General features: G+C 65.0%; 16 protein-coding genes. 9 read left to right on the top strand and 7 right to left on the bottom strand.

All coding sequences use genetic code 11. The annotated features are described in order from the left end of the window. Window positions 1–31: 31 nt before the first annotated feature. The 3 genes from msrA (at window position 32) to epsC (ending at window position 2,317) form a co-directional block, all read left to right on the top strand. Complete coding sequence (gene msrA, locus BLJ79_RS11670) at window positions 32–574, top strand: peptide-methionine (S)-S-oxide reductase MsrA (protein WP_071215178.1); 543 nt, start codon at window positions 32–34, stop codon at window positions 572–574. Window positions 575–673: 99 nt separating this feature from the next. Beyond that, on the top strand, window positions 674–1,609 hold the full coding sequence (cysK, locus tag BLJ79_RS11665; protein ID WP_071215177.1) for a cysteine synthase A: 936 nt from the start codon (window positions 674–676) through the stop codon (window positions 1,607–1,609). Between the two features lie 123 nt (window positions 1,610–1,732). Then, window positions 1,733–2,317 (top strand): serine O-acetyltransferase EpsC, encoded by a 585-nt coding sequence (gene epsC, locus BLJ79_RS11660; RefSeq protein WP_071214929.1) that lies wholly within the window; start codon window positions 1,733–1,735, stop codon window positions 2,315–2,317. A 668-nt stretch (window positions 2,318–2,985) separates the two neighbouring features. Here epsC and BLJ79_RS11655 read toward each other — a convergent pair. The 3 genes from BLJ79_RS11655 to BLJ79_RS11645 form a co-directional block, all read right to left on the bottom strand. Further along, complete coding sequence (locus BLJ79_RS11655; protein ID WP_071214928.1) at window positions 2,986–3,342, bottom strand: VOC family protein; 357 nt, start codon at window positions 3,340–3,342, stop codon at window positions 2,986–2,988. A 48-nt stretch (window positions 3,343–3,390) separates the two neighbouring features. Then, the gene (locus tag BLJ79_RS11650) at window positions 3,391–3,858 is read right to left on the bottom strand and encodes a winged helix-turn-helix transcriptional regulator (protein WP_083411239.1); all 468 of its coding nucleotides are present in this window, start codon (window positions 3,856–3,858) and stop codon (window positions 3,391–3,393) included. A gap of 74 nt (window positions 3,859–3,932) precedes the next feature. Continuing rightward, entirely contained in the window at window positions 3,933–4,325 is a 393-nt protein-coding gene (locus BLJ79_RS11645; RefSeq protein ID WP_071214927.1) for a tautomerase family protein, read from the bottom strand. A 314-nt stretch (window positions 4,326–4,639) separates the two neighbouring features. Here BLJ79_RS11645 and BLJ79_RS11640 point away from each other — a divergent pair, with 314 nt between their 5' ends. The 4 genes from BLJ79_RS11640 (at window position 4,640) to BLJ79_RS11625 (ending at window position 8,759) form a co-directional block, all read left to right on the top strand. Then, window positions 4,640–5,161: a PaaI family thioesterase gene (locus tag BLJ79_RS11640; RefSeq protein ID WP_071214926.1), complete on the top strand. Its 522-nt coding sequence runs from the start codon at window positions 4,640–4,642 to the stop codon at window positions 5,159–5,161. Further along, the gene (locus BLJ79_RS11635) at window positions 5,158–6,420 is read left to right on the top strand and encodes an MFS transporter (protein WP_286135369.1); all 1,263 of its coding nucleotides are present in this window, start codon (window positions 5,158–5,160) and stop codon (window positions 6,418–6,420) included. Before BLJ79_RS11640 ends, BLJ79_RS11635 begins: the two co-directional genes overlap by 4 nt. Window positions 6,421–6,800: 380 nt before the next feature. Then, a complete protein-coding gene (locus BLJ79_RS11630) occupies window positions 6,801–7,796 on the top strand; it encodes an NADP-dependent oxidoreductase (RefSeq protein ID WP_071214925.1) in 996 nt (331 codons plus the stop codon). Between the two features lie 60 nt (window positions 7,797–7,856). Next, window positions 7,857–8,759: an alpha/beta fold hydrolase gene (locus tag BLJ79_RS11625; protein ID WP_071214924.1), complete on the top strand. Its 903-nt coding sequence runs from the start codon at window positions 7,857–7,859 to the stop codon at window positions 8,757–8,759. Window positions 8,760–8,927: 168 nt separating this feature from the next. Here BLJ79_RS11625 and BLJ79_RS11620 read toward each other — a convergent pair whose 3' ends face one another. Both BLJ79_RS11620 and BLJ79_RS11615 read right to left on the bottom strand, forming a co-directional pair. Beyond that, entirely contained in the window at window positions 8,928–9,641 is a 714-nt protein-coding gene (locus BLJ79_RS11620; protein WP_071214923.1) for an SDR family oxidoreductase, read from the bottom strand. Window positions 9,642–9,678: 37 nt separating this feature from the next. Next, window positions 9,679–10,755 (bottom strand): alkene reductase, encoded by a 1,077-nt coding sequence (locus tag BLJ79_RS11615; protein WP_083411238.1) that lies wholly within the window; start codon window positions 10,753–10,755, stop codon window positions 9,679–9,681. Between the two features lie 164 nt (window positions 10,756–10,919). Here BLJ79_RS11615 and BLJ79_RS11610 point away from each other — a divergent pair, with 164 nt between their 5' ends. Together BLJ79_RS11610 and BLJ79_RS23365 are read left to right on the top strand one after the other, a co-directional pair. Next, window positions 10,920–11,522: a TetR/AcrR family transcriptional regulator gene (locus tag BLJ79_RS11610; protein ID WP_071214922.1), complete on the top strand. Its 603-nt coding sequence runs from the start codon at window positions 10,920–10,922 to the stop codon at window positions 11,520–11,522. Between the two features lie 22 nt (window positions 11,523–11,544). Next, window positions 11,545–11,709: a hypothetical protein gene (locus tag BLJ79_RS23365; RefSeq protein WP_175475470.1), complete on the top strand. Its 165-nt coding sequence runs from the start codon at window positions 11,545–11,547 to the stop codon at window positions 11,707–11,709. A 31-nt stretch (window positions 11,710–11,740) separates the two neighbouring features. Here BLJ79_RS23365 and BLJ79_RS11605 read toward each other — a convergent pair whose 3' ends face one another. Next, window positions 11,741–12,745 carry an aldo/keto reductase family protein gene (locus BLJ79_RS11605; protein WP_071214921.1) on the bottom strand — a complete coding sequence of 335 codons (1,005 nt, stop codon included), beginning with the start codon at window positions 12,743–12,745 and terminating at the stop codon, window positions 11,741–11,743. Between the two features lie 47 nt (window positions 12,746–12,792). After that, on the bottom strand, window positions 12,793–14,240 hold a 1,448-nt coding region (locus BLJ79_RS11600), incomplete at its 5' end, for an NAD(P)/FAD-dependent oxidoreductase (RefSeq protein WP_071214920.1).

Below are 14,240 nucleotides of genomic sequence, written 5' to 3'. Positions count from 1 at the left end.
GCCCCGCACGCAGGGCCCCGACGGGCAGTTCCTGAGCACCTTTGTGCTGGCCGGGGGCTGCTTCTGGTGCCTGGACGCTGTCTACCAGCGCACCCGCGGGGTGTCCTCGGTCATCTCCGGCTACACCGGCGGATGGGATCCGGCGCCGCAGTACCGCACGGTGTGCGGCGGCAATACCGGACACGCCGAGGCCGTTGCCGTAACATTCGACCCCGCGGTGGTTCCGGACGACGTCATCCTGGACATGTTTTTCACGACCCACGACCCCACCACGCTGAACCGGCAGGGCTATGACGTGGGCACGCAATACCGCTCGGCAATGTTCCCGCTCGACGCCGCCCAGGAGGCCTTGTTCCGCGAAAGCGCGGGCAAGTTCGCGCAGCTCTACCCGGATCCGCTGGTGACCTCCTTCGAGGAGCCGGCCGACTTCTTCGTGGCCGAGGGGATCCACCAGGACTACTACAACCGCTTCCCTTCCGAGGGCTACTGCCGCGTCATCATCGACCCGAAGCTGGCCAAGGCGAGGAAATATTACGCAACATGGCTGGATGAGCCCGCCGCCGAGCGGTCCTGACTAGGCTTGTGGATCAAGGACACCGGCGCCTCGCAACGCCCCGGAGCCCAGCTGCACGCCATTATCCCGCACCGCTTGACCCCAAGGACAAAGGACACCATGTCGAAGATCTACAACGATGTCACCGAAATTGTTGGCCGCACCCCGCTGGTGCGCCTGAACCGACTGGGTGCCGGGCTGCCGGGCAAGATCGCGGTGAAGCTGGAATTCTACAACCCGGCCAACTCGGTCAAGGACCGCATCGGCGTGGCCATCGTTGACGCCGCCGAGGCCTCCGGGGACCTGCGCCCGGGCGGCACCATCGTCGAGGGCACCAGTGGCAACACCGGCATCGCGCTGGCCATGGTGGGCGCGGCCCGCGGCTACAAGGTCGTGCTGACCATGCCCGAGACCATGAGCACCGAGCGCCGCGTGATGCTGCGCGCCTTCGGCGCCGAGATCGTGCTGACCCCGGGCTCCGAAGGCATGCGCGGCGCGGTGGAAAAGGCCAAGGAAATCGTCGCCACCACCGAGAACGCGATCTGGGCGCAGCAGTTCGCCAACGCCGCCAACCCGGATGTGCACGCGACCACCACCGGCCCGGAGATCTGGAACGACACCGCGGGCGAGATCGACATCTTCGTCGCCGGCATCGGCACCGGCGGCACCATCACCGGCGCCGGGCGCTACCTCAAGGAGCAGAAGCCCGGCCTGCAGGTCGTCGCGGTGGAGCCGAAGGACTCGGCGATCCTCAACGGCGGCAAGCCCGGACCGCACAAGATCCAGGGCCTGGGCGCGAACTTCATCCCCGAGGTGCTGGACACCGAGCTGTACGACGAGGTGCTTGACGCGTCGATCGACGACTCGGTCGCCATCGCCCGCGCGCTGGGCACGCAGGAAGGCATCCTGGGCGGCATCTCCGGCGGCGCCGCCGTCTGGGGCGCCCTGGAAATCGCCAAGCGCGAGGAAAACGCCGGCAAGCTCATCGTCGCCGTGATCCCGGACTTCGGCGAACGCTACATCTCCACGCTGCTCTTTGATGACATCCGTGGCTAAGACAGCTGATCCATTCGGTGCCGGGGCCGGCTCGCGGGAAACCGCCGCCACCGGCACCGTTTCGGGTTTCACCCGCGGTGGGCCGGCGAAAAGCCGGAATGCCGCACGAACAAAGGCCAAGGTGTGAGATTCTTTTCCCGACTAGCCGAAGACCTGCGCGGGGCAAGTGCGCATGATCCCGCGGCACGCGGCAAGACCGAAAACTTCCTGGCCTACTCCGGCCTGCATGCGATCTGGATCCACCGGCTGACGCACCGGCTCTGGCAGAACCCGAAGACGCGCTTTCCGGCCCGGCTGATTTCACAGGCCGGCCGGTTCCTGACGGGGATCGAGATCCACCCCGGGGCCACCATCGGCCGGCGCTTCTTCATCGACCACGGCATGGGCGTGGTGATCGGGGAGACCGCCGAGATCGGCGACGACGTGATGATCTACCACGGGGTGACCCTGGGCGGGCGCTCGCTGGCGAAGGTCAAGCGCCACCCGACCATCGGGGACCGCGTGGTCATCGGCGCCGGCGCGAAGGTGCTGGGCCCGATCGTGATCGGCGCGGACTCGGCCATCGGCGCCAACGCCGTGGTGGTCAAGGACGCCCCGGCGGACTCGATCATCACCGGGATCCCGGCGAAGAACCGTCCGCGCACCGCCGAGGAGCACGCACCCGCGGTGGACCCGGCCGAGTACATCGACCCGGCCATGTGGATCTAGCTCCACCCCGGTACCCCCGGCAGCAACTCCCGCACGGCGGGCGGAACATTCCCTCACCAGGGAACCTGTTCCGCCCGCCGTGTGCGTTAATCGACGGGGCGCGCCTTGGGCTTGAGCCGGGACGAGGCCAATGATGAACAGCCCGTTCGAACCGATGGGTTCAGGCACTTGGTGGACGCCGGGAAGGCACGGCGCGAAGCGTGACGGAAGTGATGCACGCCGCGTTCCTCGGGGCCCTGGGCCGAGACGGGCCGGTGCCAGATGATGCGGCTTGCTTCCGGTGCCCGTACCGGGTCCGGAGCCGAGAGCCCGCCACTGGTCCGCTCGGGCATTGGTGAGTCTTCGAACTCGGCGATCGAGCCGGTGATCCGGAAGAACGCCGCCCCGGTGCGGTGACGATGCCATGGTCCAGGACCACGAAGTCCACGCCTCACTCCTGCGGTGTCTTGGACCGGTCGATGAGGTTTTCCAACGCGCGGCCGGGCCCGTCCGGCCGGGTAACGGCGCGCTGGTCGCCGGGCCGGACGGCCGAGAGCGGAACTTTGTCGGGTTCGGGCCTACAGGCGGGTGTTCCCGATGCGCCGCCGAGGAACATCTGTCCGCACCCGGACGCGGGCAGGGCGTCGTGTTGGGTCTCGGGATGTTGATCGCGTCCTGAGATACGGGGTCTAGTTGGTGTGTGGCTCGGCGTCCGTGACGTGGATGGAGAAGTTCCAGGGGCCCTCGAAGGACAGCATCCGGCCGTCTTGGCGCGTGCTGATCCGGTGGTCCTTGAGTCGGGATTGAAGGGCTTCCAGGTCATCGACGGTGTGAACGTCGATGTCGACCCGGCCGCGTCCGAGGGAAGCGGCCCGCGCTTCGGCTCCCAGGCTGTTGCAGGTGTTCATGCCGATGTGGTGCTGGTAGCTCCTGATTGATAGGAACCGGGCGACGTCCATCTCCCCGGTGACTTCGATGCCGAGGATCCCTGGGTAGAAGCGGAGGTCCGTGCCAAATAGCGTCCACCTGCAGGTGTACGTGCCCAAGGGTTAGCCTTCCGCTGCCGCATTGGCCGGTGCCCCACATAGGTGTCGTCAGGCGGTGTTGATGCGAACGAACTCCACGTTCTCGTGGGGCTCGATCGTTCCACTTGCACTGACCAAGCCTGCCCGCACACGCTGGTGGCCGTCCCGCGTCACCGGAAGCACACTCAAACCTCGCTCTCGCGGGAGGTGTTCCTCGCCCCATTGCTGCATTGCTATCAGAACGACCTTCAGTTCGTTACCTGCTGCGGTCAGCCCATAGCCATCGCGCGTGCGTTGCCCTGCCTCCTGGTAGGGGATCCTCTCGAGGATCCCGTGCTCCACCAGCGCGTCCAGTCGCGCACTGAGCACGTCGGTTGCGATGCCCAAGGAATCCCGGAATTGCGCGAAGGTGCGCTTGCCAAGGTGTGCCTCGCGAAGCAGCAGAAAGCTCCACGAGTCGCTGAGAACCCCCAGACTGCGGGCGATGGCACATTGGCCCATCAATGCATCCGTCAAGGCTTGCGACTTTCTAGGCATGTTCCAATTCTAACGCTGGCTCCCGACGGCAATTCCACGGCCATGCGCTACCCAGCTCGCGTTGGGCACCCGACTCAGTTGCCCGATGCAAGCTGCAGCTCTCCCCTGCCGAAGGAGAAATTCTCCTTCGGCACCGGAATCAGTGCGATGAATACGTCGTCGGCACGGATGCCCAGCGCTTCGACGACATTCTCGCAAATCGCCTTCGTGAGCAGTCTCTTGTCCGCCAGGGGTCGCTCGGCAGTGAACAGCACGGTGATGATCACTGCATCGCCGCTGCGATTCATCCCCATGTATCCGGGGTCCAGGTAGAGCTCGTCCGGGTTGTGCGAGGTGATTGCGACGAACTGATCCTCGGCAGGAATCCCCAGGGCCTCGTTTAGCGCCCTCGGCAGCACCGCTGCCAGCGCACGCTTCTGTGCGGAGGTGAATCGACCCTCAGGGACATGGACCTGAAATACCGGCATTGCCAACAACCCTTCATGTTGCCTAATGTCACGCGTTGCAGCCCGACCTGGGTTGCTATAACAAAGCTAGCACCAATAGGATCAAAACAATCGCTCGCACCATATGACTTGCCTTCTAATCGGGAGGTGATGCGTGCGTTGCAGGACATCGAGTGACCGGTGACTTCATCCACATGCCGGCACCTATCAGTTCGACCCGTGGGAGAAATCGGTCGGCGAATGCTTCCGCACGGACCAAGACAATCTGGTGCCGATCACTTATCCCCCGTCGCATCGGGATTCCCCTCCCTTATCGATCACCCCAAGGACAGCCAATGACATCACCGCCCGACCCTTTGACGAACCGTTCGCGCACCATCCGCTACCACAGCCCCGAGGAAGACAAAACGAAGCTGTTCATCTGGACGGGGCTGGAGCAGCTGCGGGCGCTGGCCGACGGCCGGACCCCACCGCCACCGATCAGCAGCCATATCGGGCTGGAATTCGTCTCCGTCGCGGATGGCGATGTCGTGATGACAGCCCAGCCCGACGAGTCGCATTACAATCCAATTGGCTCGGTCCATGGCGGATTCTTTGCCACGCTTCTTGACTCGGTGTGCGGGTGCGCCGTGCACAGCACCCTGCCTGCAGGAGTCGGGTACACGAGCCTGGAAATCAAGGTCTCCTTCCTGCGGCCAATCACCGCAGAAACAGGCCCCGTCACCGCCCACGGCTGGGTCACCCGCCGCGGCAAGAGCGCCGCTTTCGCCGAGGCCGACATCCGGGACAGTGAGGGCAGGGTGTTGGCCACTGCCTCGAGCACCTGCTTGCTCATCCATCCGGATCCCGCCAGATGACCCGGCCAAACCCGGTCTTGCCTGAGAGCATTTCCCCTCCCGGCCGCCGCATGGGCAGGCGTGGGGCGTTCTGGGCGGCGGCATCCGTGCTCGCTTTGGTGCTTTGGTCCTCGGGAGCCCCAAGCACGCTGTATCCGATCTATGCGGCGCAGTGGGGATTGACACCGGTCATCGTCACCACGGTATTCGCGGCCTACCCGCTCGCGCTGCTCGTCGTCCTTCCGATCCTTGGGAACCTCTCCGACCAGTTCGGAAGGCGATTGGTCATGGTAGCCGGCGTCGCACTCATCGCCGCTTCTGCCCTGATCTTTGCCTTCGCTCCCAATGTGGCATTCCTGTTTGCCGGGCGCGTGCTGCAAGGAGCCGGCGCGGGATTGGCGATGGGCGCCGGGACCGCTGCGCTCATGGAGAACAACCCCACGAGCAGCCCTCGTTTCGCCAGCTCCATGGCGACCGTGGCCACGGCGACCGGCCTCACCCTGGCCCTCGTGGTCAGTGGCGCGTTCGCGCAGTACTTACCGATGCCCTTGTTCTCGAGCTACGCAGTGCTGCTCGTGTTGTCCTTCGCATCCATCACGACGCTGTTGTGCACTTCCGACGACAGGCCGGCCCGGAACCGAAGGTGGCGACCCCAGGCACCCAGCGTGCCCCCGGGCATTCGGCTCCGTTTTTCGATCGCCACCTTGTCGGTGGCCCTGGCCTATTGCGTGGGTGCCATTTTCCTCTCCCTCGGCGCGCACATGATCACCGAGTTCACCCAAACCGCGAACACCGCGATCGCTGGCCTCCTGCTGGGATGCTCGGCAGCGGCCATCGGAATCACCGCACTTTTCTTGTCGCGCGTCCCGGCTCACGCCTCGGTCTGGGTGGGAGCATCCCTCACTGTCCTGAGCCTCGGGCTCATGGCCGCCGCCAGCATGTTCGGGTCGATCTCGCTGTTCCTGGGCTGGTGCATCGTCGGCGGGATCGCCTACTCCTTCGCTTTTACCGGAGGTCTCGGTCTCATCAACCAAGCCGCTCCCGAAGGCCACCGCGGTGCAACACTGTCGCTGCTCTATTTGATCGCCTACGCCTTCCAGGCAGGCACCGCCATCGGCGTTGGCGCACTTGCGACCAGCAACAGCCTAAGCGCCGCTGTTGGGATCGCTGCACTGTCGCTGGCAGGCTTGAGCACATCGCTATTCGTTCTCATGATCGTCGATATCAGGAAGCGACAATCGGACCGCGACCCATCCCCCGCATCAACCGAACGCACTTGACCCACTCCGGTCCATGCTTCCACGGGCCGCACCCGGGAAGAACGCCGCCGCCAAGTCACTGCGCGACTTGTGACGCCGCGTACGTGCTGTGGAGCTGTGCGCTCCAGTGATGAAACACGCTCGGCCGTAGCAACTACGTGTCCGCCACTGGCGCCTCGGCTGCGTCGAGGAAGCACAGCGTTCTGTCCAAAGCCGTCAGTGAGTCCCACTTGAATCAAAACATGAGTATACTCAGTTATGAGCATACTCGGGCATGTCTTGTTGTGGAAGTTCGGAGTTGGGCATGCACGGGTACTTTGCCACTGATCCCCTTAACGCCAATTCTGCAGTTCCGGTTATCGCTGGCAGGCACTAATCATCGAACGTGAAGGAGCCATATCATGAAGGCTTTCGCTATTAGCCGGTACAAGGGTCCGCTGAAGGCAGTGGAAATCCCCGAGCCCGTGGTCGGCGAGCATGATGTCCTCATCCAGGTGCGAGCCGCGGGACTGAACCAACTTGATGAGAAAATCAGGGCCGGCGAGTTCAAGCAAATACTTCCCTATCAACTTCCACTAACCCTTGGACACGACGTTGCAGGTGTCGTACAACAAGTTGGTGCGAAGGTGCAGGCGTTCAAGCCTGGCGACGAGGTGTTTGGGCGCCCACGCAAGGACAGCATTGGGGCTTTTGCCCAACGAATCGCGGTGCCCGAAGCGGATTTGGCACTGAAACCGGCATCGATCAGCTTCGAGGAAGCAGGCTCAGTGCCGCTGGTGGCCTTGACCGCATGGCAGGCCATGGTTGAGCGGGGCAGTGTCCAGCCCGGACAAAAAGTACTCATTCATGCAGGTGCCGGCGGGGTGGGCTCGTTTGCCATTCAGCTTGCCAAGCATCTTGGAGCGAGCGTAGCCACCACGGCCAGCGCATCCAACGCAGATTTCGTTCGCGAGCTTGGCGCCGACACCGTCATTGATTACCGGAGCGAGAACTTTGAACAGCTGCTCTCCGGTTATGACTTGGTGCTCGATAGCCTCGGCGGAGAAAACCTCAAGAAGTCCCTCCGTATCCTCAAGCCAGGCGGGAAGGCTATCGGTATCTCCGGGCCGCCGGACCCGGCCTTTGCCCGCGAGGCGGGCCTGAACCCGGTACTGCGCCTGGCGATCACCGGACTCAGTGCCGGAATTAGGCGCCAGGCCAAGGGCCTTGGGGTGAGTTACGAGTTCTTGTTTATGAAGGCCAGCGGCGAGCAGCTAAGTCAGCTCGCTTCCCTCATTGATGCGGGCGCAGTACGCCCGGTGGTTGGACGGGTCTTCCCCTTCGACCAGACCGTTCAGGCACTGGAGGGTCTTGCTCAGGGCGGTACCCGCGGCAAGGCCGTGATCAGCTCGCTCTAAGCGCGAACACCTGCCGAGCTCGGTTGAACCCGTTCGAAGCCCGCACACCAGGAAAGTCTCATGAACACAAATAGTCATGCACCCAGTGGCACAGCTGCATCCTATAGGGATGCTCCGGGACGGAGCATCACCGCCGACGGCGTTGGCTATGCCTACCGCGAGTTGGGCCCCAAGGGTGGAGTCCCGGTCATCTTCCTTGTCCATTTGGCGGCAACGTTGGATAGCTGGGACCCGCGCGTTGTTGACCCCATTGCCCGGGATCACCACGTCATCACCTTTGATAATCGCGGGGTGGGCGCATCCACGGGTCAGGTACCCGGCAGTGTCGAAGAAATGGCCCAGGATGCGTACTCGTTCATCAAGGCCCTTGGTTTCGACACCGTAGATGTCTTCGCGCTTTCCCTCGGAGGGATGGTCGCCCAGAGCCTGGCGGACATGCACCCCGAGTTGGTCCGCAAGCTCATTCTCATGGGAACCGGCCCCAAGGGCGGCAAGAGCACGGACAGGGTAACGCCAACCACCTACCTTGACATGGCCCGTGCGGCGTTGAGCAGGTCGGACCCCAAGGAGTACCTGTTCTTCACTCGGGACGCCGACGGCAAGCGGGCAGCGAAGGAATTTGTGAAACGTCTTCAGGAACGCACTGCGGATCGCGATGCACCCATATCATTCAAGGCGTTTCAGGCTCAGCTGAAGGCCATCAAAAACTGGGGCCGTGCGGCACCCATGGATCTGGCCATGATTACCCAGCCCACCCTGATCGCCAACGGTGACAATGACCGCATGGTGCCGACCCGTTTCTCCGAAGATCTGCACCGACGAATCAGCGGCTCCGAGCTGGTCATCTACCCGGGAGCGAGCCACGGAAGCATCTTCCAGTTCCACGAGCAATTCACTTCCGCAGCCATTGAATTCCTCGACCGGCCGCCTGTCAACAAAAACCTTACCCTCGGGGGCCGCTGACCCAACCACGTTTCCCTCCTGCCCTGAGGTTCGCATTCAACGGCATGACAAGTAGCCAGCCCCCAGAGTTTGGGGGCTGGCTACTTGTCATTGGTCATCCGTCGAAAGCGTGGGGCTCTGCAACCCGAGCGCTCCGCCGGCGTTCTTCATCACCGGCGGTGCACCCATTTACGTCGTCGTGCGGGCCAGCTGCGGATACAGCGCTTCGAGCGGGGCGCTAAGCCCGGCCTTCAGCTGTTCCGACGTTTCATCGGCAAGAACCTCGTGCTTGCCGGTAGCAACGGCATCAAAGACGATGTTCACCAGGTCCGCCGGGGCGGTCTTCGGATCGGTCGAGTTCGCGGCCATGGGCGTGTCGACATAGGCAACGTGCACCCCGACGACGTGCACGCCGGCGGGGGCAAGCTCCAGGCGTAGCGAGTTCGTTGCCGACCACAGGGCCGCCTTGGTGGCGCTGTAGATTCCTGCGACGGCATACCAACTCAGTGCGGAGTGCATGTCGATCAGAACCGAGTTGTCGTTTGCCGACAGAGCAGGGGCAAACGCCCTGGCAACAAACAAGGGTCCGAGGAAGTTGGTTTCCACGTTGGCCCGGATTTCTTCGTCGGTGTGGGAAAGGATTCCGGCGCCGGCCACCGAGGCTCCGGCGTTGTTGATCAACACCGTCACGTCCCCGGCAGCGTCAACTGCTCCCTGGATGGATGCATGGTCGGTGACGTCCAGGGCCAGCGGAACGATCCGCTCGTCATCCCAGACACGGGGATTGCGGGCGGTGGCATAGACCTTGCTCGCGCCACGGGCGAGGGCTTCGTGGACAAAATGGGTTCCGATGCCACCGTTTGCACCGGTAACAAGGACGACTGCGCCGTGAAGTGGAGACATGTTCTTGGGCTTTCTTTTGGTTGGGGGTGGGGCGAGACTAGGCGTGCGCCAAGGTGGGGTAATCGACGTATCCGGCTTCGCCGCCTCCGTAGAGGGTGGCCGGGTCCAGCTCGTTGAGCGGAGCATCGGTGCGCAGGCGTTCGACAATGTCCGGATTGGCCAGGGCGAATCGGCCCAACGGGGCAATATCGGCAAGGCCTGCGTCGATGTCGTCGGCAATCTGCTCGCGGGTGCGACCGTAACGGACAACCAGCAGCGCGGTGGGCCAAATCTCCCGGAGCGAGCGCAGCAGCTCGTCGTCGCCAACGTGGTGCAGGTGCAGGTAGGCAAGGTTCAGGTTCGCCAGTTCCCCGACCAGGTGGCGATACTGTGCCCGCACGCTTTCGGTCTCACCCTCGTCGATTCCACCCAGCGGCATGGCCGGGGAGAGACGAATGCCGACGCGGTCGGCCCCGATCTCCTCAACAATCGCCCGGGTGACCTCGATGACGAACCTGGACCGGTTCTCCACCGAGCCGCCGTATGAGTCGGTGCGGTGGTTGGCATTCGGTGAGAGGAACTGGTGCAGCAGGTATCCATTGGCCCCGTGGATTTCCACCCCCTCGGCGCCTGCGGCAATCGCGGAGGCCGCGGCATGGCGGAACTCGGCGATCACGGTGCCGATGTCATCGGGGCTGAGCTTACGCGGAACCGGTATCTTCTGCGTCCCGGTCGGCGTCACGATGTCCTGGTCTGCGGAGATCGCCGAGGGTGCCACGGGCACGCGGTGGTGGGTTGTGTTGTCCGGGTGCGCCGAGCGGCCGGCATGCATCAGCTGGATGAACAGCGAACCGCCGCCGGCGCGCACGGCATCGGCGACCTTGGCCCAGCCTGCAATGTGCTCGGGCGTGTAGATACCCGGGGTGTTCAAGTACCCCTGCCCGTCGGACGAAGGCTGCACGCCTTCGGTAATGATGAGGCCGAGGGAAGCACGCTGCCCGTAGTACGCCGGGGCAAGATCGCCGGGAATGCCGTCAGGATTGGCTCGATTGCGGGTCATGGGGGCCAGCGCGAGTCGGTGCGGAAGCTCTACGCGGCCGAGGGCGAACGGTTGCCAGAGAGAGGTCATGGCCATGGTGCAGAAGTCCTTTACTTGGGTGGATCGTGGACATCGGTACAGCAAGCGGCCAAGATGAACGCCTTGGGCCCTCGTGGGAGAATGAATGGACACATGCCCACGCCCATACCGACTCCACTCATAACTGAGTGTAGTCACATTTTATTCCCGAAAGGACCCTGATGCCAGTCGTCTCCCAGCCGATCGGCCGACGCGAGCGAAACAAGCAGGCCAAGCTCGACCGGATCGTGGCTGCCGCTCGAGAGCTCTTTGCCGAACATGGGGTGGATGAGGTCACCACGCAGCAAATCGCCGACAAGGCGGACATTGGCACCGGCACCCTCTTCCTCTACGCCAAGTCAAAGGGCGAACTGCTCCTGCTCGTGCAAAACTCCGGGTACGCGGATGCGCTGGCCAGGGGCAGGAGCGCCGCCGAGTCAATCACCGATACCATTGAGGCGGCCATGGCGATCGTCCGTCCGGTGCTGGAATGCAATCGAACCCAGGTCGACAACGGTCGGACCTACCTGCGGGAAATGGTTTTTGGCGACCACGAGGAACCGCACCACCGCGACGCACTGGAGCTCTCGGCCCAGACCGAGGAAGCCGTTGCCGAGGTGTTGCGGCGGGACAAACGCATTCAATCCGAAAATGCCCCCGCGCTCGCTCGGATCATCTCCGCGATCATGTTCCTGGCCATGGCAGCCAGCGTCAACGCAACCAAGACCGTCGATGAGCTCGCACAGGACCTCCGGGCCCAGATCCGGGTCCTGTTGCAGGGCTGACACCGCCTGCGGTGTGCTGACGATGAAGACGCCGAAGGCGGCCCGCAAGTGGCAGGCCTGGGCCGCTACCGGCAAGTCGCCCAACGCCACGCTCGCGGATCCGGCCGCCCCGAAGTACCTGATCCGCCTTGACGTGCCGCGGCACGGGCTCGGCCGGAAGATCATATGGGTGGCCGAGGCCCGGTAGCCGGCGGAGTGCAAGCCTGTTCGGACCCGGCTCAGGCCGGGCGCTGCTCCGGGCTGGTGGTCTTGGCCGGGTCCCGCTCGATCGAATCGCCCAGCGCCGCGTCGATGTCTGCCATCATTTCCGGCGGGATGACCACACCCGCGGCCTGCGCGTTTTCGGTGACCTGTTCCGGGCGCGAGGCTCCGACGATGGCCGAAGCCACGTTGGGATTCTGCAGCACCCAGGCGATGGCCAGCTGCGACATCGCCAGGCCCAAATCGGCGGCGACGGGACGGAGCTTCTGCACGCGCTCGAGCACCCCGGCATCCAGGAACCTGGCGATGGTGTTCATTCCGCCCAACGCGTCCGTGGCACGGCTTGCGGCCGGCGGCGGCTGGCCCGGCAGGTATTTTCCGGACAGCACACCCTGGGCCATGGGCGACCAGACGACCTGCGAGATTCCCAGTTCAGTCGCGGCCGGGACCACCTGTGCCTCGATCACGCGCCAGAGGGCCGAGTACTGCGGCTGGTTCGACACCAGGGAGAAGCCCGCCTCCCGGGCCAGCGACTGGCCCGCGCGCAGCTGCTCGGCGTTCCACTCCGAGACCCCGATGTACAGGGCCTTGCCGGAGCGCACGACATCGGCAAAGGCCGAGATGGTTTCCTCCAGGGGCGTGTCGTGGTCGTAGCGGTGGGCCTGGTAGAGGTCGACGTAGTCCATGTGCAGGCGCCGCAGCGAACCGTTGATGCCCTCCATGATGTGCTTGCGCGAGAGCCCGGTGTCGTTGGGCCCCTTGGGCCCCACGGGCCAGTAGACCTTGGTGAAGACCTCCAGGGACTCTCGGCGCCGGTTTTTCAGCGCCGCTCCCAGCACCTGCTCGGCGACCCCGTTGGCGTAGACGTCGGCGGTGTCGAAGGTGGTGATGCCCGCATCCAGCGCCGCCTGCACGCAGGCGGTGGCCACGTCGTTGTCGACCTGGGAGCCGTGGGTCAGCCAGTTGCCCAAGGTGATTTCGGTGATCTTGAGCCCCGAGGCCCCGAGGAAGCGGTAGTCCATGGGGCCGAGCCTATGCCCGGGCCCCGGGACGGACAAGGGTCCGGATGTCAGTCGGCCAGGGCGAGGTATTGGTGGGTGAAGGCAATGGACATGCCGCCCTCCCCGACCCCGGCGGCCACGCGCTTGACCGATCCGGAGCGCACGTCCCCGATCGCGAAGATCCCCGGCACGCTGGTTTCCAGCGCGAACGGGCGGCGCGACTGGTCCCAGGCGGCGGCGTCGGCCGCATCCGGCCCGGTGAGGATGAACCCGTGGCCGTCGCGCGCGATGTGCGCGGGCATCCACCCGGTGACGGCATCGGCGCCGATCATCACGAACACCGCCGGGCTGGGGCGCAGCTCGCTTGTGCCGCTCGAGGTGTCCAGGATTTCGATGGCGTGCAGGGACGTGTCCCCCTCCAGCGCGGTGATCCGGCAATTCGGCTGCACGTGGATGGCGCCGGTGGCCTCGATCTGCTCGATGAGGTAGCTGGACATCCGGGCGGCCAGCGAGGGCCCGCGCAGCAGCATGGTGACGGTGCGGGCATGCCGGGCGAAGAAGATCGCCGCCTGCCCGGCCGAGTTCCCCGCCCCGACGATGAAGATGTCCTGGCCCTGGGCCAGCGGCGCGTCGCTGTGCGCGGCCCCGTAGTACAGGCCGTTGCCCAGGAAGCGCTCGGCCCCGGCGATGTCCAGTGTCCGCCAGGCCACGCCGGTGGCCACGATGAGCGCGCGCGCCCGCAACGTGTCTCCCCCGTCGAGCTCGACCCGGAGGGACTCGGCGTCGATGCCGCAGGCGGTGCGGGTGACGACGATTTCCGCGCCGAGGCGGGTGGCCTGGGTCAGCGCGCGGGAGGCCAGGTCGTCCCCGGAGATCCCGTAGGGGAAGCCGGTGTAGTTCTCGATGCGGGTGGAGGTCCCGGCCTGCCCGCCGGGAGCCAGCTGCTCGATGACCACGGTGCGCAGGCCCTCGGCCGCGGCGTTGACGGCGGCGGTCAGCCCTGCCGGTCCCCCGCCCAGGATCACCACGTCGTAGTCGGTGGCGGCCGGCACCACCTCCAGCCCCACGGCCTGGGCCGCAAGGCGCATCGGCGGGTCCGCGTACCGGGTGCCGTCGCGCAGCTCGAGCACCGGGTACGCGGCCCCGTCCTGGGGAGCCTCGAGGGTGGTGGTTTCGAAGGCTACGTGGTTGCGGGTCAGGAAGGTGGAGAGTTCGCGCACCTTTCCGTGGCGCCGCGGACCAATCACGCGGGCCACCGCATCGGGTTTTTCGGCCGCGAGCTCCTGCAGCGAGTCGAGGTAGCGCCGGGCCAGCGAACCGACCTTCTCCGGGACCGAGGGCGCCATGGCGGCCAGCGTGTAGTAGCCGGCCACGTCGAGCTTGATGATCCTCGCGGCCCCGGCTGCACGCCCGCTGGCCGGGAAGTTGGTGCTCAGGGTCAGCGGGACCTCGCCGAAGAACTGGCCGGGTTTGCGGGTGCCGATGACCCGTTCGATGCCGGCGACCACCTTGGTGA

Source organism: Arthrobacter sp. UCD-GKA, assembly GCF_001863355.1.
GTDB lineage: Bacteria > Actinomycetota > Actinomycetes > Actinomycetales > Micrococcaceae > Paeniglutamicibacter.
This window is presented reverse-complemented; position numbering and strand designations above follow the sequence as displayed.